This window comes from Chitinophaga sp. W2I13, from assembly GCF_050434005.1.
Classification (GTDB): Bacteria; Bacteroidota; Bacteroidia; order Chitinophagales; family Chitinophagaceae; genus Chitinophaga.
On record NZ_JBNPWD010000001.1, the window covers coordinates 3821905 to 3845660 of the forward strand.

A 23756-nucleotide genomic window follows, 5' to 3' on the forward strand; every position below is an offset into this window, starting at 1 on the left:
TATAATATGAATAAAGATCAAAAAAATGATGCGATCGAACTGCTGAAAAGTAAGTTCTCTCAATACAGCAACTTTTATGTCACTAATACCGAATCATTAACGGTAGCGCAGGTGAATGACCTGAGGAAAGTGTGCTTCGACAAGCAGGTGGAAATGAAGGTGGCTAAGAACACCCTGATCCGTAAGGCTTTGGAATCTCTGGACAGCGAAAAATATGCAGGTGTGTTTGACAGTCTGCATGGTGTAACTGCCCTGATGTTCTCTGACAGCCCGAAAGAGCCGGCTCTGATCATCTCTGCATTCCGTAAAGCGAACGGTAAACTGGAAAAACCAGTACTGAAAGCTGCATTTGTTGCTGACGAAGTATTCGTGGGTGACAACCAGCTGGTTGCTTTAACCAACATCAAGACGAAGAACGAGCTTATCGGCGAAGTTATCGGTCTGTTGCAATCTCCTGCAAAGCGCGTTATTGCTGCTTTACTGGAAAAAGGCAAGAAAGAAGAAGCTGGGGTGGAAGCACCTGCGGCAGAATAGTGTGGATGGCCTTTGGCTACCCGCATTCAAAATTGGCTTCCAAGTCACAATATAATTAACAACAACATTACAAACATTACATTAAAACATTATAAAATGGCAGACGTAAAAGCATTAGCTGAACAATTAGTAGGTTTAACTGTTAAGGAAGTACAAGATCTCGCAGATGTACTCAAATCTGAGTATGGCATCGAACCAGCTGCTGCTGCAGTTGTAGTTGCTGCTGGTGGTGGCGAAGCTGCTGCTGTTGAAGAGAAAACTGCCTTCAACGTTGTACTGAAAGCTGCAGGTGCAAGCAAACTGAACGTTGTTAAGATCGTTAAAGATCTGACCGGCTTAGGTCTGAAAGAAGCGAAAGAACTGGTTGACGGTGCGCCTAAATCCATCAAGGAAGGCGTTAGCAAAGCTGAGGCAGAAGACCTGAAAGCTAAGCTGACCGAAGCTGGTGCTGATGTTGAGATTCAGTAATTCTTTGCTTAAGTATACATCTTTTAAAGGTCAAAAGTGCTTTTGCACTTTTGGCCTTATTCCCTTTGGGAAAGTGTCTTTTTCAGAGAGTCAAAACGGGGAATCACTAACAGGTGACTTTGACCACGTGCAGAAGGCATAAATAAATTGGGATGGTATTGGCAAAGAAATCTTAATTTCCCTAATTCTTACAAGTCATATAACTGCTAACTTCGAATATGTCTCTAAAAAAAGCCCAAACAAACGAAAGAGTAAATTTTGGAAAGATCAAACAAGTTACTGAGACACCGGATCTGTTGGCTATCCAAATCCAATCTTTCAAGGATTTCTTCCAATTAGAAACCACACCAGACAAGCGAAACAACGAAGGCCTTTTTAAAGTATTTAAAGAGAACTTCCCGATTACGGATACCAGAAATATCTTTAATCTGGAATTCCTTGATTATTTCGTGGATCCGCCGCGTTATACGATCGAGGAGTGTATTGAGCGCGGGCTTACTTATTCTGTACCGTTGAAAGCGAAACTCCGCCTCAGCTGTAATGATGAGGAGCATGTGGATTTCCAGACGATTGTCCAGGATGTGTTCTTAGGTAACATTCCTTACATGACTCCAAGAGGTACTTTCGTTATTAATGGTGCTGAGCGTGTTGTTGTATCCCAACTGCACCGTTCACCTGGTGTTTTCTTTGGTCAATCTGTACATCCGAACGGAACCAAGATCTACTCTGCAAGGGTGATCCCGTTCAAGGGCGCATGGATGGAGTTTGCAACGGACATCAACAACGTGATGTACGCTTACATCGACCGTAAGAAGAAATTCCCGGTTACCACCCTGTTGCGTGCCATCGGCTATGAAACAGATAAAGATATTCTGCAGCTGTTTGGCATGGCAGATGAAGTAAAAGCAGACAAAAAAAGTCTTGATAAATATGCCGGCAAGAAGCTGGCTGCCCGTGTTTTAAGAAGCTGGGTGGAAGACTTTGTGGATGAAGATACCGGTGAAGTGGTGAGTATCGAGCGTAATGAAATTATGCTGGAGCGCGATAGCATCCTGGATGAAGCGAATATCGAAACCATTGTAGACATGGGATTGAAAAGCGTATTTGTTCAGAAGGAAGAGGTGAGTGGCGATTTCTCCATCATCTACAATACATTAAACAAGGATACATCTAACTCTGAGCTGGAAGCCGTTCAGCACATCTACCGCCAGTTGCGCGGAGCGGATGCGCCGGATGATGAAACAGCAAGGGGTATTATTGATAAATTGTTCTTCTCCGACAAACGTTACGATTTAGGTGATGTAGGTCGTTACAAGATCAACAGAAAATTAGGTCTTCCTACGCCGTTAGACATGAAAGTGCTGACGAAGGACGACATCATCTCCATCATCAAGTACCTGGTACAGCTTACAAATGGTAAGGCGGAAATCGATGATATCGATCACCTGTCTAACCGCCGTGTACGTACTGTAGGCGAGCAGTTATATGCTCAGTTTGGTGTTGGTCTTGCACGTATGGCACGTACCATCCGTGAAAGAATGAACGTACGTGATAACGAAGTATTTACGCCGGTAGACCTGATCAATGCGAGGACCCTGTCTTCCGTGATCAACTCCTTCTTTGGTACTTCCCAGTTGTCACAGTTCCTGGATCAAACGAACCCGCTGTCTGAAATCACCCACAAACGCCGTATTTCCGCTCTCGGACCCGGTGGTTTGAGTCGTGAAAGAGCAGGCTTTGAGGTGCGTGACGTTCACTATAGCCACTATGGCCGTTTGTGTACGATTGAAACACCGGAAGGTCCTAACATTGGTCTGATCTCCACCCTTTGCGTTCACGCGAAGGTGAATGAGATGGGCTTTATTGAAACGCCTTACCGCAAAGTAAGAGATGGTAAAGTGGACATGCATAAAGTGGAGTTCCTGAGCGCTGAGGAAGAAGATTCTGTGAAGATTGCACAGGCCAACGCTCCACTGGATGACAAAGGACACTTTATAAATGATAAGGTAAAATCCCGCGAAACCGGTGACTTCCCGATCCTCGACAGAGAAGAAGTGGAATTCATGGACGTGGCGCCTAACCAGATCGTAGGTTTGAGTGCATCATTGATTCCGTTCCTGGAGCATGATGATGCCAACCGTGCGTTGATGGGATCAAACATGCAACGTCAGGCCGTGCCACTGCTGAATCCGGAAGTTCCTATTGTAGGTACAGGCCTGGAAGGCAAGGCAGCGCGTGACTCCCGTTTGCAGATTACTGCAGATGGTAATGGTGTGATCGAATTTGTGGATGCAAATGAAATCCATGTTCGTTACGAGCGTGATGAAATGCAGAAACTGGTGAGCTTTGAAGACGATCTGATCGTTTACACACTGACCAAATTCGTAAAAACCAACCAGAGCACCTGTATTAACCTCAGACCTTGCGTTAAGAAAGGTCAGCGTGTTAAGGATGGCGACTTCTTAACAGAAGGTTATGCTACCCGTGGTGGTGAACTGGCGCTGGGACGTAACCTGAAGGTGGCGTTCATGCCATGGAAAGGTTACAACTTTGAGGATGCGATCGTAATTTCTGAGCGTGTTGCACGTGAGGATCTGTTTACTTCCATCCACATTGATGAATATGAACTGGAAGTTCGTGATACCAAACTGGGTGAAGAAGAACTGACTCCGGATATTCCTAACGTAAGTGAAGAGGCTACAAAAGACCTCGACCAGAACGGTATCATCCGTGTTGGTGCACACATCAAGGAAGGCGATATCCTGATCGGTAAAATCACTCCGCGTGGTGAATCTGATCCTTCTCCTGAAGAAAAGCTGTTAAGAGCGATCTTTGGTGACAAGGCTTCTGATGCGAAAGATGCTTCATTGAAAGCGCCTCCGTCAACAGAAGGTGTGGTGATTGATAAGAAACTGTTCAGTCGCGCCAAGAAAGATAAAAATTCCAAAACCCGCGAGAAAGCAGCTATCGAGAAACTGGAGAAAATTCACCAGAAGAATGCGGAAGACCTGCTGGAAGTGCTGATGAGCAAGTTGCTGGTATTACTGAAGGATAAAACCTCTCAGGGTATTACCAATACTTACGGTGAAGTGTTGATCTCAAAGGGTTCCAAGTTCTCTCCGAAGAACCTGGTAAATATTGATTTCATGAACGTGAATCCGCTGGGCTGGACAACAGACGAGGTGGTGAACGATCAGATCAATACCCTGCTGCATAACTATAACATCAAGTTCAACGAAGAGCTGGGTCGTTACAAACGTGAGAAGTTCAACATCTCTATCGGTGATGAGCTGCCAGCGGGCGTACTGAAACTGGCAAAGGTTTACCTGGCGAGCAAGCGTAAGTTGAAAGTGGGTGATAAGATGGCGGGACGTCACGGTAACAAGGGTATCGTAGCCAAGATTGTGCGTGATGAAGACATGCCGTTCCTGGAAGATGGTACACCACTGGATATCGTACTGAACCCACTCGGGGTACCTTCCCGTATGAACCTCGGACAGATCTATGAAACCGTATTAGGTTGGGCAGGTCTGAAACTGGGCGTACGTTTTGCGACTCCGATCTTTGATGGTGCTACTACAGACGAAATTGCTGATTATATCAAGGAAGCAGGCTTACCCAGCTTTGGTCACGCTTACCTGCATGATGGTGAAACGGGCGACCGTTTCCACCAGAAAGCAACCGTAGGTGTTATCTACATGCTTAAACTGAGCCACATGGTGGATGATAAGATGCACGCCCGTTCAATCGGACCGTACAGTCTCATTACCCAACAGCCGCTGGGTGGTAAAGCCCAGTTTGGTGGTCAGCGTTTTGGTGAGATGGAGGTATGGGCACTGGAAGCATATGGTGCATCCAACATCCTGCAGGAACTGCTTACAATTAAATCCGATGATATCGTGGGTCGTGCCAAAGCATATGAATCTATCGTGAAAGGAGACAACATACCGAAAGCCGGTGTGCCTGAATCCTTCAATGTATTGATCCATGAATTGCGTGGTCTGGGTCTGGATCTGAAATTTGACTAAGAGCTTTTAGCTACCAGCCATTGGCAGTGATGCCAGTGGCTGATAGCTTGGATATTTCGCAGGAATAAAATTTTTGTCGCTGGCTTACCACCAACGGCTAACAGCTAAAAGCTAATTACAGATGGCTATCAAAAAAGAAAATCGTCCTAAATCAAATTTTAACAGCATTACCATCAGTCTGGCCTCTCCGGATGTTATCCTGGAGCGTTCATACGGTGAAGTGCTGAAACCTGAAACCATCAACTACCGTACTTACAAGCCGGAACGTGATGGTTTATTCTGCGAAAGGATATTCGGGCCTGTAAAGGACTACGAATGTTATTGCGGAAAATACAAACGTATCCGTTATAAGGGTATCGTGTGTGACCGTTGTGGTGTTGAGGTAACGGAGAAGAAAGTACGTCGTGAGAGAATGGGTCACATTCGTTTAGTGGTACCCGTTGTACATATATGGTATTTCAAATCCCTGCCTAACAAGATTGGTTACCTGCTTGGAATGAGTTCCAAGAAACTGGAAACCATCGTTTACTATGAAAGATACGTGGTAATCCAGGCGGGCATGAAACAGGAGAAAGGCATGAACTACGGTGATTTGCTCACTGAAGAAGAGTACCTGGATATCCTGGACACCTTACCAAAAGACAATCAGCTGTTACCGGATGAAGATCCTAACAAGTTTATTGCTAAAATGGGTGCGGAAGCGGTAGAAATGATGCTGGCCCGGATTGATCTGGACAGTCTTTCTTACCAGTTACGTAACCAGGCTGCTACTGAAACTTCCCAGCAACGTAAAGCGGAAGCGCTGAAGCGTTTGAGCGTGGTGGAAGCTTTCCGTGAAGCTAATGGCCGTGTGGAAAACCGTCCTGAATGGATGGTAATGCAATATATTCCTGTGGTGCCGCCGGAACTGCGTCCGTTAGTTCCTTTGGATGGTGGCCGTTTTGCGTCTTCCGATCTGAACGACCTTTACCGCAGGGTAATTATCCGTAACAACCGTCTGAAACGTTTGATCGAAATTAAGGCGCCTGAGGTGATCCTTCGTAACGAAAAACGTATGCTGCAGGAAGCGGTGGATTCCCTGTTCGACAACTCCCGTAAATCCAACGCGGTGAAAGCGGAAGGTGGTCGTGCACTGAAATCACTGTCAGACGTACTGAAAGGTAAACAAGGCCGTTTCCGTCAGAACTTACTCGGTAAACGTGTGGATTATTCCGGACGTTCTGTTATCGTGGTAGGACCTGAACTGAAACTGCATGAGTGTGGTTTACCGAAAGATATGGCGGCTGAGTTATTCAAACCGTTTATTATCCGTAAGCTGATTGAAAGAGGCATCGTTAAAACCGTGAAATCAGCGAAGAAGCTGGTAGATCGTAAAGAAGCGGTGGTTTGGGATATCCTGGAAAACGTGCTGAAAGGTCACCCGGTTATGTTAAACCGTGCGCCAACCCTGCACCGTTTGTCCATACAGGCTTTCCAGCCTAAACTCGTGGAAGGTAAAGCGATCCAGTTGCACCCGCTCGTATGTTCTGCGTTCAACGCGGATTTCGATGGTGACCAGATGGCAGTACACGTTCCATTGAGCAACGCTGCAATCCTGGAAGCCCAGTTACTGATGCTGTCTTCCCATAACATCCTTAACCCGCAGAATGGTACGCCAATTACCCTGCCTTCACAGGACATGGTGCTTGGTTTGTATTATATCACGAAGGGTAAGAAAACAATCGGTGATGTAGTAGTTAGAGGAGAAGGTAAAGCTTTCTACTCTGCTGAAGAAGTAATCATCGCATTGAACGAAGACCGTATCGATCTGCATGCTCACATCCGTGTTAAAGCTGATGTAAGAAATGCAAACGGTGAGCTGGAAAGAAAACTGATCGACACTACTGTAGGCCGCGTACTGTTTAACCAGCACGTACCTAAAGCAGCCGGTTATGTAAATGCCCTGCTGACCAAGAAATCACTGCGTGAAATCATCGGTGATATCATTAAAGCAACAGACATTCCAAAAACTGCGAAGTTCCTGGATGACATCAAGCAATTAGGTTTCCGCATGGCGTTCCGCGGTGGTCTGTCATTTAACATTAATGACCTGATCATTCCGGATGTTAAGCAAGACATGATTGATGGTGCAGCCGGTGAAGTAGAAGAAGTTTGGGATAACTATAACATGGGTCTGATCACCAACAACGAACGCTACAACCAGATCATTGATATCTGGTCACGTGTGGATACGAAGGTGACTGAAACCCTGATCCGTGAGCTGGCAACAGACAAGCAAGGATTCAACTCTGTATACATGATGTTGGATTCCGGTGCGCGTGGTTCCAAGCAGCAGATCAAACAGCTGGCTGGTATCAGAGGTCTGATGGCCAAGCCGCGTAAGAGTGGTTCTACCGGTTCCGAGATCATCGAAAACCCGGTATTGTCCAACTTTAAAGATGGTTTGAACGTATTGGAATACTTCATCTCTACGCACGGTGCCCGTAAGGGTCTTGCGGATACGGCGTTGAAAACGGCGGATGCGGGTTACCTGACCCGTCGTCTGGTAGACGTTGCGCAGGATGTGGTAATTAATGAAGAAGATTGTGGTACACTCCGTGGTATTGCTACTTCTGCATTGAAAGATAATGAAGAAGTGATTGAAACACTGTATGACCGTATCCTCGGACGTACTTCCCTGCACGACGTATTTGATCCTCATAGTGATGAGGAACTGATTGTTGCTGCCGGTGCTGAGATCACTGAAGAAATTGCACACAGAATTGAAGAAAGTGCTATTGAAACCGTAGAGATCCGCTCTGTACTGACTTGCGAAAGCCGTCGGGGTGTGTGCGTGAAATGTTACGGTAAAAACCTGGCCAGCGGTTACACTGCACAGAAGGGTGATGCCGTGGGTATCATCGCTGCACAGTCGATCGGTGAGCCTGGTACACAGTTGACACTGCGTACCTTCCACGTGGGTGGTGTTGCCGGTTCTACTTCCGTTGAATCCGGTTTGCCAGCTAAGTTTGATGGTACCGTTCAATTCGATGGCTTACGTACTACCACTTACGAAAACAACCAGGGTGAAAAAGTGCAGATCGTTATCGGTCGTACCGGTGAGTTGCGTATCATGGACGTGAAAAATGACCGTCTGCTGGTAACCAACAACATTCCTTATGGTTCTACCCTGTTAGTGAAAGACGGACAGAAAGTAGTGAAAGGTGATATGCTCTGCACATGGGATCCGTTCAACGCCGTTATCGTGTCTGAAATTCCGGGTACCATCCGTTTCGACAGCATCATTGAAGGTATTACCTTCCGTGAAGAAGCAGACGAACAGACCGGTCACCGTGAGAAAGTGGTAATTGAAACCAAAGACAAGAATAAGATCCCGTCTATCATGGTAGATGGTAATAAAGAGGTGAAATCATACAACTTACCGGTAGGTTCGCACATTGTTATCTCTGAAGGAGATAAGGTGAGAGCCGGTCAGGTAATCGTGAAGATCCCACGTATTATCGGTAAACTGCGAGATATCACGGGTGGTCTGCCACGTGTAACTGAGCTCTTTGAAGCGCGTAACCCGAGCAACCCTGCCATCGTTTCTGAAATCGACGGTGTGGTAGCTTTTGGTAACATCAAACGTGGTAACCGCGAAATCATCATTGAAAGCCGTGAAGGCCAGGTGAAGAAATACCTGGTGCCGTTAACACGTCATATCCTGGTACAGGACGGTGACTTTGTGAAGGCCGGTACTTCACTCTCCGATGGTTCTACTACTCCTGCAGACATCCTGTCTATCAAAGGGCCGTTTGCTGTACAGGAATACCTGGTAAATGAAATCCAGGAAGTATACCGTTTACAGGGTGTGAAGATCAATGATAAACACATCGAGGTGATTGTTCGCCAGATGATGCGTAAAGTAAACATCGAAGATCCGGGTGATACCCGCTTCCTCGAAGGAGATACAGAAGACAGGTTTGATTTCTTCGAAGAAAACGATATGATCTTCGATAAGAAGGTGGTAACGGAAGCCGGTGAATCTGCTAACCTGAAAGCAGGTCAGATAGTAACACTGCGCCAGGTTCGTGAAGAAAACTCCCTGTTGCGTCGTGCAGATAAAAAACTGGTAGAATTCCGTGATGCACAGCCGGCTACTTCCAGTCCGCTCCTGCAGGGTATTACCAAGGCATCCCTCGGTACCCGTAGCTGGATCTCTGCTGCTTCGTTCCAGGAAACCACGAAGGTATTATCACAGGCTGCTATCAACGGTAAAACCGATGATATGATGGGTCTGAAGGAGAATGTGATCACAGGTCACCTGATCCCTGCCGGTACTGGTTTACGTGAGTTTGAAAACATGATCGTAGGTTCCAAGGAAGAATACGACATCCTGGCTTCTTCTAAGGAAGTGTTCCAGTTTGACGAAGAAGAATAGTATTACACAGATATTAAAACAGGAAGCGCTTGCCCCAAAGGCAGGCGCTTTTTGTTTTAATATTACTACATTTGAGTGCGTAAAAAGAAGCGGATTTCATGAAACACCTGATCATTCCTGTTTTAATATTGTTGTTGATACTGGGCGCCTGTAAGAAAAACAGTGACAGTGCGGTACCTGATACCCACGGTAACTTTTTGTTTGTAAACGCAGCGCCCGGCAATGATCAGTTTAATGTGATGCTGGATACCTTCACTGTTGCCAGCAATATAGGCTATGGAACCAATACGGGATATAAGTCTTTCCGGGCCCAGAAATACAACCTGATTATTACCAACACCAGGCAGCCTGGCGTGGCCGTATACCAGGGGCAGATCTTTCTGCGTAACAACCGTTTTTATTCTGCTTATGTAGGCGCCGACAGTGCAGGCAATCAAATACTGATCACTACCGAAGATGACCTGAGTGCTCCGGCTGCAGGGATGTCTAAATTCAGGGTGATTAATTTTGCCCAGGCATTCAGGCCAAACCGCACACCGCTTGGCATTGATGTTTATTCCGATACGTTTCCCCGCTTCTTCAGGGGGTTGACATTTCCTGCACAAACTGCATTTGCGCCGCTTTACGGCGACAGCGCCCATTACAAGATCAATTTCCGCTGGATTGATTCCTCCAAAGTGTTGAAAACCTTCGACATGGCTACCCAGGCCGGTAAAGTGTATACGCTTATCAGCAACGGTTATCCGCTGGATCCTGCCAGGTTCAATGTGTTGCTGATACAGCATAATTAAAGCAGTCGCATCTTAAAGCTTTATAGTAATTTAACGTCGTGTTTTTCCATCCAGGGGTGAAAATGAATAAATTGCGCGCTATTTTAGCCACAAACGCGGACCACATGAACAATTGCAAAAAAATATTTCTGATGGCAGGAATAACCTTGATAGGTACAGCAGCAGCGGCGCAGCAAGCCAGCGCTCCTTACCTTGATGCCTATACGATTCCCGTTCAGCAAAAGAACGCGGTAATTGGTAAAATCTATGACAGGAACGGGCAGTTATCAGCGGCTACCTTGCTGGAGGACAGGGCCGGGTTATTTACAATCAGCGGCCATGAATTGAAACTGAAAAAGAAAGCTGCCGTAAGCAAAGAAGGTGATTTTAAGTATCCGGTCCGCATTAAAGCAGGGGCTGACACCGCTGAATTCCTGCTGGTAGCGGATGACTTTATCCGCAATAAAGTAGTGGCCCACCGCGGTGCATGGAAGCATCAGGCGGGCAGCCAGAATAGCCTTACTTCCCTGAAAGATGCGATGAAGCTTGGTTGTGAAGGATCAGAATTTGATGTGTGGTTATCGTCAGATAATGAACTGGTAATTTCACATGATCCGGAGATAGGGGGAAAGAAGGTGGAAGAGAGTACGCTGGCGGATTTGCAAACAGTTCAGCTGAAAAACGGCGACCGGGTTCCCACATTGGAGGAGTTTATTGATGTGATCCAGGAACAACACCGTACACGGCTGGTGCTGGAGTTGAAGCCCTCCCGTACCGGCAGGGGCGATTTGCTGGCCACTAAAGCAGTAGCGATGGTGCAGGCTAAGAAGGCCCAGGCGTGGATGTTCTACATCAGCTTTGACTACAATATCTGCAAAAAAATAAAGGAGCTGGATCCCGCGGCTAAAATAGCTTACCTGAATGGGGATAAAACGCCCGCACAGTTGCAGGCCGATGGTATCTGGGGACTGGATTACAATCAGCAGGTATTCAGGAATGATCCGCAGCTCATTGCCACTGCGAAGCAACATAAAGTAACTACCAATGCATGGACGATAGATAATCCGGAAATAATGGACGATTTATTAAAAAACGGGGTGGATTATATTACCACCAATGAGCCGGAGATCCTGTTGGAGAAGGTGAAGTAATAATATTCGTTAAAACCTAGCTAAAAAAATGGACGGGAATATGAAAATCCATTAAAAACCTTATTTTAGCCGTTCCATTTTTCAAATGTACTAAAAGAAGCAAATCCACCTATTAACATGCGCACTTGTAAACAATTAGTGAATAAAGGATTATTAGCGGCATTTTCAGCCGGTTTATTGATGTCTTGCCAGGGAAATAAAGCTGGTAACAGTGCACCAGCTGCATCAAGTGCGGCAAACAGCGGTACTCCTGCTGCGGGTAGTTTTAAAATTGCTTATGTAGATCTGGATTCACTGGAAGCGCATTTTGAGTATTTCAAGGAAAAAAGAGGCTTACTGGAGCAGAAGCAACAGCAGATGGACAACCAGCTGAAAGGCAAGGCCCGTGCATTGCAGAGTGAGTATGAAGACCTGCAACGCAGAGCATCTACCCTTACCCAGGAACAGGGAGAGGCAGCACAACGCAGCCTGATGTCTAAACAACAGCAGTTAGAGCAGGAAGCGCAGAACCTGCGTGCCAGTTATACCGAGCAGGAAACTAAGTTTAATGAAGAACTGCAGAAGAGACTGGATGATTTCCTGAAATCATTTAACGCCGACAAGCGTTTTGCGTATATCTTCTCTTACCGCAGTACCGCCAGCAACATCCTGTATAAAGATCCGGCTTACGATGTAACACCGGACGTTATTAAAGGAATGAATAATAACAGCGCCGCCACTCCTGCCAAATAAGCGAATAAACCATCAGAAATTTTTTCTATCTTATAGTCCCGGTTCCCTTATGAGCCGGGATTTTTTATAAATATCAATATGGAAATCAACCAAACTAAATCATTCAAGCCATCCCTGGGCCTATTAGATGCTACTATGATTGTTGCCGGATCTATGATAGGTTCCGGGATCTTTATTGTAACAGCAGAAATTGCCCGTAGCGTGGGAGGGGCAGGCTGGATTACCGCTATGTGGGTACTGGCGGGCTTTGTTACGCTGATTGCAGCCATGAGTTATGGCGAATTATCAGGGATGTTCCCCAAAGCCGGCGGCCAGTATGTATATCTCCGGGAAGCCTACAATCCTTTTATCGCCTTTTTATTTGGCTGGACGCAGTTCGGTGTTATTCAAACCGGCACCATTGCCGCTGTGGCGGTTGCCTTTGCAAAGTTTACTGCTTACCTGATACCGGGTTTCAGTGAGAAGAACATTTTGCTGGACGCCGGTATTGTGCAGATTTCTGCGGCGCAGATAGTCGCTATCGTATCTATCATCTTACTAACATTTATAAATACACGTGGTGTGCACCACGGTAAGCTGATACAAACCGTATTTACATTGGCGAAGCTGTTGTCTTTATTCGGACTCATTATTTTCGGGTTACTGTTTGGGGCGAAGTCTGAGATCTGGCAGGCCAACTGGCAGCATGCGTGGGATGCGGCTGCGGTTTCATCACAGAACGGGACGGTGGTAACGGCAGCTTTATCAGGGCTGGCGTTGTTTGGTGCCATCGCGGTTTCCATGAAAGGCTCGTTGTTTTCCAGTGATGCCTGGAACAATGTGACCTTCATTGCAGGAGAGATCAAAAATCCTTCTAAAAATATCGGCCGTTCCCTTTTCCTGGGAACGCTGATTGTAACCATTATTTATGTGAGCTGTAACCTGATGTACCTGGCTGTGCTGCCACTGAATGAAATTGCGTTTGCTGCCAACGACCGTGTTGGGGTGGCTGCAGCGGCGAAGATCTTTGGTTCCAGCGGCGCTATTATTATTGCAGTGATGATCATGATCTCCACCTTTGGTTGTAATAACGGGTTGATTTTATCGGGTGCGCGGATCTATTACACGATGGCGGAAGATAAATTGTTCTTTAAAAAAGCAGGTGAGCTAAATAAGCACAGCGTGCCCGCGTATGGTTTGTGGATCCAGTGCGCATGGGCATCCATGTTGTGTTTGACAGGCAGGTACAACGACTTGCTGGCATTGGTAATTTTCGGGGTATTGATATTTTATGTGCTGACGATCCTCGGAATTTTTATTTTAAGAAAGAAACGCCCGGAGATAGAAAGACCCTACAAAGCTTTTGGTTACCCGGTACTGCCAATGATCTATATCATAGTGGCATTATCGCTGGCAGCTTTGTTGCTGGTATTTGAAACCAACTATACTTTACCCGGACTGGGAATTATTTTATTGGGTATTCCGCTGTTTTATCTTACCAAGATTACGCGACCGGCTACCGCCAAAAGCTAATTTGGACAAGAAAACCTTGTAATTACCACAAACGTTGTATAAAAAAAGGGGGCCACTGCAGTGCAAAATGCAGTGGCCCCTTTTAATTTGCACTAAGACACACGGACATAAAGATGTCCACCTTAAACCCTGATAATTTTAGAAAACCCGGTACTATTTGAGTAGAATTAAACAAATGAAGTTGTTAGCAGAAGATTCCCATAAAAAGTAGTGGTAAGAGGCCACTCCAGGTTTATGAAATATAACGTCTGTGATCCTGGCCCCTGTAATTAGTGATCTGGTAATTTGTTAACAGCTATAGCATTTTAGAACACCCTCAATAAAACGTTTAGCCATTAGAGTGATTGATTTTTACTGCATTCAAAAAATATTCAAAAACAAACAATCATAAAAATATTATTTGCCGATATGGTGTGATTACATCATTACAAGGTAAAAAAGGAAAATAAGGTGGTATAACCTTGACGGCATCTCAACCCCAAGATAACCATTGAAAGCCTTCACGATTTGCATTCTCGAACATTCACATGACAATCTTTTACAATAAGCGTATGGTCTCTACCATGCGCTTCTTTTTTGTCGCCAGCCTTTGTACATTTGCGGCATGTTTACACAATTGTGCAATAAGATATTTAACCAGAGTATCGTGGCCTACCATGAGCACAACGATGTGCATCAGGCCATTTCCAATCCCTATGAAAAGAGCAGCATTGAGCACCTGCTTTACCTGAAAAACTGGATAGACACGGTGCAGTGGCACCTGGAGGATATTATCCGCGATCCGAAGATTGATCCCGTAGAAGCATTGGGTATTAAGCGTTGGATAGACCGTTCCAACCAGGAGCGCACGGATGTGGTGGAATACATCGACAGTTATTTCCTGGAAAAATATGGCAAAACGGCGCCTGCTGCGGATGCTGGTATTAATACCGAAAGCCCGGCCTGGGCAATAGACCGTTTGTCTATTCTGGCGTTGAAAATTTATCACATGCAGGAAGAAGCCACCCGTGCGGATGCCACACCAGAACATCGTGCAGCGTGCCAGCGCAAGCTGGATATCCTGCTGGAGCAGCAACAGGACCTGAGTTCCGCCATTGAGGCGCTGCTGGCCGATATTGCCGCCGGTAAAAAGTTCATGAAGGTATACAAGCAAATGAAGATGTATAATGATCCTTCCCTGAACCCGGTTTTATACAAAAACGAAAAATAAATCTTCCTACTTGGGCGCAGTTAAAACGATATTGGTTACCCGGTTGTCTGCTATGGGCGATGTAGCCATGACCATTCCTGTGATGAAGCAGGTGCTGGATGAAAATCCGGATGTGGAGATTGTTTTTGTGACCAACCGGAACTGGGGCGCTTTATGCGCGGGTATTTCGCGGCTGACCTTTTTCCCGGCAGATGTAAAAGGCATTCATAAGGGGGTAAAGGGGCTGTATCGTTTGTTCCGTGAATTAAAAAAGGCGCACCGGATTACTGCCGTGGCAGACCTGCACAATGTGCTGAGGTCCCAGATCATCCGGACTTTTTTCCGGTTGAGCGGTACACCCGTAGCGGCTATTGACAAAGGCCGCGCAGAAAAGAAGGCGCTGACCCGGAAGGACAACAAGGTATTGCAGCAGTTAACCAGTACCATAGAAAGGTATGCGAAAGTATTCCGGCAACTGGGGCTTTGCTGTGAAATGGGCCGCAAACCCGTTTTTCAGCCCCGTGCGTTGCCCGGAACGCTGACCGTGGTTACTGGTGCAAAAAAGGATAAAAAATGGGTAGGACTGGCTCCTTTTGCCACTTACCGCGAAAAAATGTACCCTTTAGAGCAAATGGCGGCCGTTTTGGGTATGCTGGCGCAGGAACAGGGGATACAGGTGTTTCTTTTAGGCGGTGGAAAGCAGGAGGTGTTATTGCTTACGCAGCTGGCAGCCCAGTATCCGCAGGTAATTGTGGCGGCAGGGCGTTTTTCCCTGGAGGAGGAAATGGCTATCATCAGCCAGCTGGATGTGATGATCAGCATGGATTCAGCCAATATGCACCTCGCTTCCCTCTTTGGGGTGCCGGTAGTATCTGTTTGGGGCGCCACCCACCCTTTTGCCGGATTTATGGGGTATGGGCAGTCGCCTGAAAATGCTATCCAGGTTCATGACCTGCCATGCCGGCCCTGTTCCGTATTCGGTAACAAACCCTGCTTCAGAGGGGATTACGCCTGTATGGAGTGGATAAAACCAGCACAGATAGCGGAAAAAGTGAATGAGATAGTTTTATAAGTCTTTGCAGCAAAGGATTCTGAAGGATATTTTAAAAATATTGCAAGTTTTTTTTGCAGAAATAAAAAAAGTTATACTTTTGCCATCCCAAACAATAAGGGTATTGCCCAATAGTATAATGGTAGTACGACAGATTTTGGTTCTGTTTGTCTAGGTTCGAATCCTGGTTGGGCAACAAAATATCACAGGCCTTTTTTAGCTTTCTTTATGATCCAGGTAATCATAGGGGTGTTAAAAAAGGCTTTTTCTTTTTACCTGCATTTCTTCCGCCGTCGTCCCTGTTATAAAAAAGAAAGGTAAAGCAAGTTATTCCCATCCATCCCCATCATTTTTTATTCTCCCACTTTATTTACGCAATCGTTCCCGTAGGTTTCCGGCTTGTTTAGCTTGTTTAAATAGACAAATGTTTAATTTCCCTTTTAATTCCACAGGTAACCTAATAGCAAAATTCACGTTATGAACATAAATGCAATGGATGAAAGGCTTTTACTGCGGCAAATTGCTGAAGGCAGCGAAAAGGCCTTTGCAGTGCTTGTAGCACAGAAGTGGAATAACATCTATTGGCAGGCCCTGAGTTATGTAAAATCATCCTGTCAGGCACAGGACATTGTGCAGGATGTGTTTTTGAAGATCTGGCAGGAAAGAAACAAGCTTTCCGGGGTAGAACGTTTTGACTCATTTTTGTTTATTATCGCCCGTAATCATATTATCAGCGCCCTGAGAAAGAAGACAGAATTACCCCTTAGTCGTGATGAATGGGAAATTGAAGAGAAAAATTATCTCCCCGATAAAATTTTATCACAGAAAAACCTGTCGGAATTGATAGCGAGGGCGATTGAGCAATTGCCGCAGCAACAAAAGACCGCATATCTGCAGAGCCGCGACCTGGGCTTGTCTCATGAAGAAATAGCGAAGAACATGCAGGTATCAAAGGAAGCGGTGAAGAAATATATTTGCCGTGCGCTTGGTTTTCTCAGAACCTATATCAGCGGTCATTTAGATATAACGATGCTTTTATCAATTGTTTACCTCCTCTTTGATGGACCTGCACATATTTATTTTTAAACCAACGTCCCCTTTTGGTTTAGCTATGCGTCTTTAATAATACAGCTGCTTTTTGGAATTGAATTGAATGTTTATGGAGAACAATATTTTTCAGGAGTTATTAGATAAATATCTGACAGGCAGGATGACTGAACAGGAATGGAAGATTTTCAGCCAGATGTTAAAAGAACCTGAGAATGAAAGCCAGCTGGAAGCGATTATTGATACCGAATTGAAGGAACACGCGCTGGAAGGGGAGCCTGATAATAAAGTGTTGGAAGGCATAAAAAATCACTTGCAGCAACATATTAAGGCGGATGGAAAAAGAAGGCCAACATTTTCCCTTTATTTAAAAAGAATGGCTGCTGCGGCTGTTTTTGCGCTGGCACTTGCCGGAGTAGGTTACTGGTGGTTTGTATTAAAGACGCCATTGAAAAATGAAGTGGCACAGGCAAATGTGCCTGACAAGAACATCCCGATTCCGCCCGGCAGCAACAAGGCGGTACTAAAATTAGGCAATGGTACAGAGGTGATGCTCGACAGCTTAACGGAAGGAATGTTGCTGCAACAAGGACAGGCAAAAATTATTAAATCAGGTAACGGGCAGGTATCTTATAAAATAACGGGTACTACGCCTGCGGAAATTGTATATAATACCATCACTACACCCAGGGGAGGCCAATACCAGCTTACATTGGCAGATGGTACCAAAGTTTGGCTGAATGCTTCTTCCAGCTTACGGTATCCTTCAAATTTTTCAGGAAAGGAAAGAAGGGTGGAGTTAACCGGCGAAGGATATTTTGAAGTAGCCAGGAATGGGTCGATGCCCTTTCATGTGAAAGTAAACAGTATAGATGTGGAAGTGTTAGGAACGCATTTCAATATCAATAGTTATAAAGATGAATCTGTAATCCGTACCACGTTGTTGGAGGGAAGTGTAAAAGTTACCAGCGGAAAACAAGCCAGCAGGCTGAAACCCGGACAGGAGGCTTCGGTTATCACTAACGGGGATATTAAGTTGCAGGACGATGTAAATACGGAAGAAGTGATCGCATGGAAGAACGGCATGTTTCAGTTCAAGGCGGCCGATATTGAAACGGTTTTACGGCAGGCAGCAAGATGGTATGATATCCAGATTGAGTATAAGGGAGGTATTTCAGCGCGCTTTTCAGGACAGATTTCCAGAAGCGCCAATGCTGAACAGTTGTTTAAAATTTTAGAATTAACCAATAAAGTACGTTTTGAAATCCACGGGAAAAACATTGTAGTTAAACAGTAATGAAACCGGTGCTGCAGCTGCCGGATCATAAGAACGAAGTCCTGAATACCAGAAAAATTTTGAGGTAAAAAATGTAGCACCACTATTTTCTTCAACCAAAAGAGGAATAAATTATGTCATCGATTGTCTTTGGAAAAGCATCGTTAAAGAGATGCTTTCCCGCCGCCCCGTTATGTCCCGGTGCCGGCGATAAATTCCAGAAAGTTATGAAACTAACCTTTGCCTTGCTGGTGATGATTTACCTGCAGGCGGGCGCTAACATCTCCGCACAGGGAATTATCCTGAATGAAAAAAACGCCCCGGTTGAGAAAGTATTCCGCGAGATAACCCGTCAAACGGGTTATGCCTTCTTTTATGTTGACGGCCTTCTCAATAATGCAAACAAGGTGACGGTTGTTGTTGGCAACGCCACACTTGAACAGGCGTTAGCACTTTGCTTTTCACAATTGCCATTCACCTATTCCATTGTGGAAAAAACTATTGTGGTATCAGAAAAGCTGCCTGCTAAAGGGACATCACCTTCCCGCGGCGGTACGGCTATCCCCATAAACGGCACCATAACCGGCAGCAATAAGGAGCCGCTTCCGGGCGCTACTATAGTAGAGAAAGGAACTAATAATAAAGCGTTAAGCAATGAAGCCGGAAACTTTAGTATGAATGTTTCCCGGCCAGACGCAAGACTGTATGTTTCTTATGTTGGTTACCAGTCGAAAGAAATTGTTGCTACCGGCAAGTCGCCCATCATTATTATGCTCCAGGAAGAGAATAAGAACATGAATGAAGTGGTGGTGATCGGGTACCAGAGTATAAAGCGAAAGAACTTAACCGGCACAGTGTCTTCCATCAGCGGGGCGCAGCTGGAAAAAGCGCCGGTAGCCAATGTAGCGGAGGCGCTCACGGGGCGGCTGCCTGGTGTACAGGTTACTACGGTTGACGGGCAACCCGGAGCGGAGATTGTAATACGTGTTCGTGGCGGGGGCTCTATTACCGGTAGTAACGATCCGTTGTTTATTGTGGATGGATTCAGGGTGAATAATATTAATGACATTGCGCCATCTGACATAGCCAGTATCGATATCCTGAAAGATGCGGCCACCGCCGCCATATATGGCGCAGCAGGCGCTAACGGTGTTGTAATTGTTACCACGAAAAGTGCCAAGGGTGGTAAATCTACTATTTCCTATAACGGCTTTGCCCAGGCGAGGCAGTTGCCACGTAAACTGGAAGTGCTTTCCCCGTACGAATTTGTACTTGCGCAATATGAGTATGCAAGGCTGAGAAGCCAGAGCGACGTTGATAATTTCACCAAATACTTCGGTGTTTACGATGACCTGGACATCTACAAATCCCAGAAAGGAACCGACTGGCAGGACGAACTGTATGGCAGCCCTGCTTTCTCCCAACAGCATAATATCAGCCTGACGGGTGGAAATGACCACACAAAATTTTCCCTGAACTACACTTACAATAAAGAATCAGGTTTAATTTCCAGTAACAACTATTTACGCAATTATCTGAACTTTAAATTGAATCATGATATTTCCAAAGCCCTGAAGCTCGATATATCCATGCGTTATACGCATCCTGTTATAAATGGCGCGGGTTCGGCCGGGGGCGCCAGCTTTCGCATCGGAGATGGTATCACCACGCGTCCTGTAAATGGAATTGCCGATATGATTATTATTGATCCCGGCAGCAGTGATGACTATGAACAGTTTTTGAGCAACCTGATAAATCCATTGGAATTATCCACACAGGATTACCGCAAGCGTACCAGCCGCATTTTTAACGTGAATGCCGGCGCTTCCTGGCTGATCACTAAAAATATTACTTACCGTTCTGAATATAGTTTAGGAATGACTTTTTCAGAGAACCGCCGTTACTACGGACCTTTAACCGGTACCGCCAGGAACGAAGGCGGCAACCTGCCATTGGGAGAAATCACGCAAACACGGTTGCAGGATTATCGCCTGACAAATACCCTTAATTATCAATGGGAGAAAGGTTCCCGCCACAACCTGAATTTGCTGGTAGGGCAGGAGATACTGTCAAGAGGAAAAGGTTTTGAAGAGTATAACCGGGCGAAATATTTTAGTATGGATATTACGCCTGAGAAGCTGTTTGCCACAATGGGCCTGGGCACACAAGATATCCACAGCACAACGGAAATTGCTCCGGACAAAACCGCTTCATTTTTCGGCCGCGCCATTTACCAGCTCGATGAAAAATATATTTTGAATGTAACGGCGCGCTACGATGGTTCAACACGCTTTGCGCCTGGAAAACAGTGGGGAATATTCCCTGCGGCTTCGTTTGCTTGGCGTATTTCTTCGGAGGAATTCATGAACAATGTAAAGTTTGTTTCTGATCTGAAGTTCAGGGCCAGCTATGGTATTGTAGGTAACAACAATATTGCATCTGACCAGTGGCGGCTTTTATTTGCACCGAGCAGTAACCGTCCTTATGGCGCCGGTGACATACCCAATCCGTATTACACCTATGCCAGCTCACAGTTAACAAACCCGGATGTTAAATGGGAAACTACCGTTACCCGTAACGTTGGTTTCGATTTCGATCTTTTCAATAATAAGATATCGGCAACGCTCGACTTTTACCACAACACCACTAAAGACCTGCTGGTGCAATCTGCCATTCCGCAAACGACGGGTTTCTCCACGCAGCAACGAAACATAGGACAAACCTCTAACCGCGGTATTGAACTGGCGCTGAACACTGATATCATCAATAAGAAAGCGTTCCGGTTAAGCGCCAATTTTAATATAGGCATCAATCGTGCAAGAATTGATAAACTGGATGGAGTAGACGAGCGGTCGTTCAACTCTAACTGGGCCGGTACCGATCTGAAAGGCATTGACGATTACAGGTTGATGGTTGGCCGCACCATCGGTTTGATGTATGGATATGTGGAGAACGGTATGTATACCGTTGATGATTTCAGTTCTTACGATCCGGTAGCGAGGAAATACATCGTGAAGGAAGGCGCCGCTCAGCAGGACTTGGGCGGGATCAGTTTGCGGCCGGGTGTGCTGAAGTTAAAAGACCTTGATGGCAACGGCGTTATTGATGCCAGTGACCGTACCGTTATCGGCAGCGCATTGCCAAAGGCTACCGGCGGTTTCGGATTGAATGCTACTTATAAGGGGTTTGACCTGTCGGCTATTTTTAACTGGGTGTACGGTAATGACGTTTATAACACCGGCAAAATTTCTTTCAACATGCTTTACAGAACCACTTATGGTAACATGTTGAGCACTTCCAGCTACGACAACCGCTTCCACTATATCGATGCGCAGGGTAACCTGGTGACAGATCTGAAAGAGCTTGCAGCATTGAATCCTAATCCTAAAACCTGGTCGCCCTTTTCAATGGGTACTGCATCGCCTTATTTCCATTCAGGGGCTGTTGAAGATGGATCTTTCCTGCGTTTAAATACACTGTCATTGGGATATTCTTTACCCAAAAAAATAATCTCCAACGCTTACATGACGAGGTGCAGGATATACGCCACGGTGTACAACGCATTTGTATGGACAAAATACAGCGGATACGATCCGGAAGTTAGCACTACAAGGAGCAATGGTTATAATCAGCTGGTGCCGGGAGTAGACTACTCGGGCTTTCCCAAAAGCCGCTCGTATACTGTGGGCGTAAATGTAACCTTCTGACTTTTAGCATGACATTAATAAAAAAACAATGAAACGTCCTTTATATTTTTCCACCGTTATATTATTTCTGCTGCTTGTTTCCTGCAAGAAATATCTCACATCTGATTCTGCTTCCAGGTTTTCTGAAGAATATGTTTTTGGCTCTGAGCCGGACGCCACGAAAACAGTGAACATGGTATATGCGATGTTTAACCAGGATGCGTTTACATCGCGTGTGTCCACACTTTTTGCCGGTAATACCGACGTGGAAGTAGGGAATTCGGTAAGTGCTTCGCCCGATGGCGCGCGCCGTGACCTGTGGTCATTTGAAGCTACTACTTCCAACAACGACCTGCTCACCGTTTGGAACAACGCGTATAGCGCTATCAATAAAGCCAATGAATGTGAACATGGATTAACCACCATTTCCCTGGTAAAAGATCCAACAAATGCGACGTATCTCAATTTGCTGGGAGAAGTAAAAGTCTTGCGGGCTTATTGGTATATGTTATTGATGCATCACTGGGGAGATGTGCCTTTTAGTATCAAACCATCCCGCGCCGGGGATAACTTTTACCTGCCCAAGACGGGACGGGATTCTATCCTGACTTTTTTGATCAACGACCTGATAGGCATTGAATCAAAAATGCAATGGGCAGATCAGCTGGATAATGGCATTGAGCGTATTAACCGGGAGTTTGCAATGGGTTTAATTGCCCGGCTATCGCTTATCCGTGGTGGTTACTGGCTTTATCCTGATATGATCATGAAACGGAAAGATGATTACCAGGAATATTATAAGATAGCTAATACCTACAGTAAAAAATTAGTAAGCATGAAGCCAAGAATGTTAACCGATTTTGCTACTGTATTTATGAATGAGAACAAATACATTAAACCATTAAACAGTGACATATTGTACGAAGTGGCCTATGCCCCTGGTTTTGGGGATGTTGGCTGGTGCGTGGGAGTAGGTGTAACGAATGGAATCAGTTATCATTCATTTGGCGCTACCACCATTCAAATGAGCCTTACGCCTACTTATTATTACTCATTTGATACAACCGACCTCCGGCTTGCTGCCACCTGTTCCATCATTGCTTATAACGATACATTGGCACAGGTATCCACAGGGCCTACTTCTATCACTATAAACAAATGGAACCGTATGCTGGTGCCTACACCGCTGGGGCCATCATCATCAAAAGGCACGAGTATTAACTGGCCGCTGATGCGTTATGCCGATGTGCTGTTAATGCTGGCAGAAAGTGAGAATGAACTGTATGGCCCTACCGGCGATGCAAAGGATGCCTTACGCAAAGTTCGCCAGCGCGCTTTTCCTCCTGCGTTGTGGGGGGATAAAGTAGAAACTTATATTACTGCCGTTGGCGGAAGCAAGCAATTGTTCTTTAATGCTATTGTGAATGAACGTGCCTGGGAACTGGGCGGTGAAATGGTGCGGAAGTTTGACCTGGTAAGATGGAACCTGTACGGGAAACAAATTGCCGAAACCAGGAAAGTGCTGAACCAGATGGGGCAGGACGCGATAGCGGGTGTTGGTATATACAGCCATCTTGCCGACTACCTGTATGCAAAACGGAACAGCGACAAGACCCTTTCCTTTCTAAACCGGTTCCAGAAAGTATCCGGTGTTGTTCCGGCTGAATACAATATCAAAATAAACTGGATGCGCAACCTGTGGAATACAACCACCGATGGCCCCGCGAATTACACACTTTGGCAATGGAGAGGATATAGTGATAATACGGGGAATACACCGGTACGCTACGTTCTGCCTCTACACAGTTCTGTGATATCGAACAGTTTGGGTACGTTGAAGAATGAATATGGTTATTAATTAGCACATTTTTTTCCGGGGAAATAAGTCAATT

The 23756-nt window shown here is 45.6% G+C and carries 14 protein-coding genes and 1 tRNA gene; all 15 read left to right on the top strand.

Annotated elements, in window-relative coordinates; all coding sequences use genetic code 11:
• The first annotated feature begins 6 nt into the window (after positions 1-6).
• Entirely contained in the window at positions 7-534 is a 528-nt protein-coding gene (gene rplJ / locus QFZ48_RS15955) for a 50S ribosomal protein L10 (protein ID WP_079470669.1), read from the top strand.
• A gap of 96 nt (positions 535-630) precedes the next feature.
• Positions 631-1002, top strand: a complete 372-nt coding sequence (gene rplL / locus QFZ48_RS15960; RefSeq protein WP_370912181.1) for a 50S ribosomal protein L7/L12 — start codon at positions 631-633, stop codon at positions 1000-1002.
• Positions 1003-1220: 218 nt separating this feature from the next.
• Complete coding sequence (gene rpoB / locus QFZ48_RS15965; RefSeq protein ID WP_370912182.1) at positions 1221-5030, top strand: DNA-directed RNA polymerase subunit beta; 3810 nt, start codon at positions 1221-1223, stop codon at positions 5028-5030.
• Positions 5031-5151: 121 nt separating this feature from the next.
• On the top strand, positions 5152-9450 hold the full coding sequence (gene rpoC, locus QFZ48_RS15970) for a DNA-directed RNA polymerase subunit beta' (RefSeq protein WP_429051143.1): 4299 nt from the start codon (positions 5152-5154) through the stop codon (positions 9448-9450).
• A gap of 98 nt (positions 9451-9548) precedes the next feature.
• Complete coding sequence (locus tag QFZ48_RS15975; protein WP_429051141.1) at positions 9549-10241, top strand: DUF4397 domain-containing protein; 693 nt, start codon at positions 9549-9551, stop codon at positions 10239-10241.
• Between the two features lie 131 nt (positions 10242-10372).
• Positions 10373-11371: a glycerophosphodiester phosphodiesterase gene (locus QFZ48_RS15980; protein ID WP_429062960.1), complete on the top strand. Its 999-nt coding sequence runs from the start codon at positions 10373-10375 to the stop codon at positions 11369-11371.
• 117 nt (positions 11372-11488) lie between these two features.
• Positions 11489-12103: an OmpH family outer membrane protein gene (locus QFZ48_RS15985; protein ID WP_429051137.1), complete on the top strand. Its 615-nt coding sequence runs from the start codon at positions 11489-11491 to the stop codon at positions 12101-12103.
• 78 nt (positions 12104-12181) lie between these two features.
• Positions 12182-13615 carry an APC family permease gene (locus QFZ48_RS15990; RefSeq protein WP_429062962.1) on the top strand — a complete coding sequence of 478 codons (1434 nt, stop codon included), beginning with the start codon at positions 12182-12184 and terminating at the stop codon, positions 13613-13615.
• 604 nt (positions 13616-14219) lie between these two features.
• Positions 14220-14825, top strand: a complete 606-nt coding sequence (locus tag QFZ48_RS15995; protein ID WP_429051134.1) for a DUF4254 domain-containing protein — start codon at positions 14220-14222, stop codon at positions 14823-14825.
• 10 nt (positions 14826-14835) lie between these two features.
• Positions 14836-15876, top strand: coding sequence for a glycosyltransferase family 9 protein (locus tag QFZ48_RS16000; RefSeq protein WP_429051133.1), 1041 nt, complete (start codon positions 14836-14838; stop codon positions 15874-15876).
• A 104-nt stretch (positions 15877-15980) separates the two neighbouring features.
• Positions 15981-16051: transfer RNA gene (locus QFZ48_RS16005), tRNA-Gln, on the top strand.
• A gap of 281 nt (positions 16052-16332) precedes the next feature.
• A complete protein-coding gene (locus tag QFZ48_RS16010; RefSeq protein ID WP_429051132.1) occupies positions 16333-16941 on the top strand; it encodes an RNA polymerase sigma factor in 609 nt (202 codons plus the stop codon).
• 73 nt (positions 16942-17014) lie between these two features.
• Entirely contained in the window at positions 17015-18199 is a 1185-nt protein-coding gene (locus QFZ48_RS16015) for a FecR family protein (protein ID WP_429051130.1), read from the top strand.
• 206 nt (positions 18200-18405) lie between these two features.
• The gene (locus QFZ48_RS16020) at positions 18406-21885 is read left to right on the top strand and encodes a TonB-dependent receptor (RefSeq protein WP_429062964.1); all 3480 of its coding nucleotides are present in this window, start codon (positions 18406-18408) and stop codon (positions 21883-21885) included.
• A 28-nt stretch (positions 21886-21913) separates the two neighbouring features.
• Positions 21914-23722 carry a RagB/SusD family nutrient uptake outer membrane protein gene (locus tag QFZ48_RS16025; RefSeq protein WP_429062966.1) on the top strand — a complete coding sequence of 603 codons (1809 nt, stop codon included), beginning with the start codon at positions 21914-21916 and terminating at the stop codon, positions 23720-23722.
• The last annotated feature ends 34 nt before the right edge of the window (positions 23723-23756 follow it).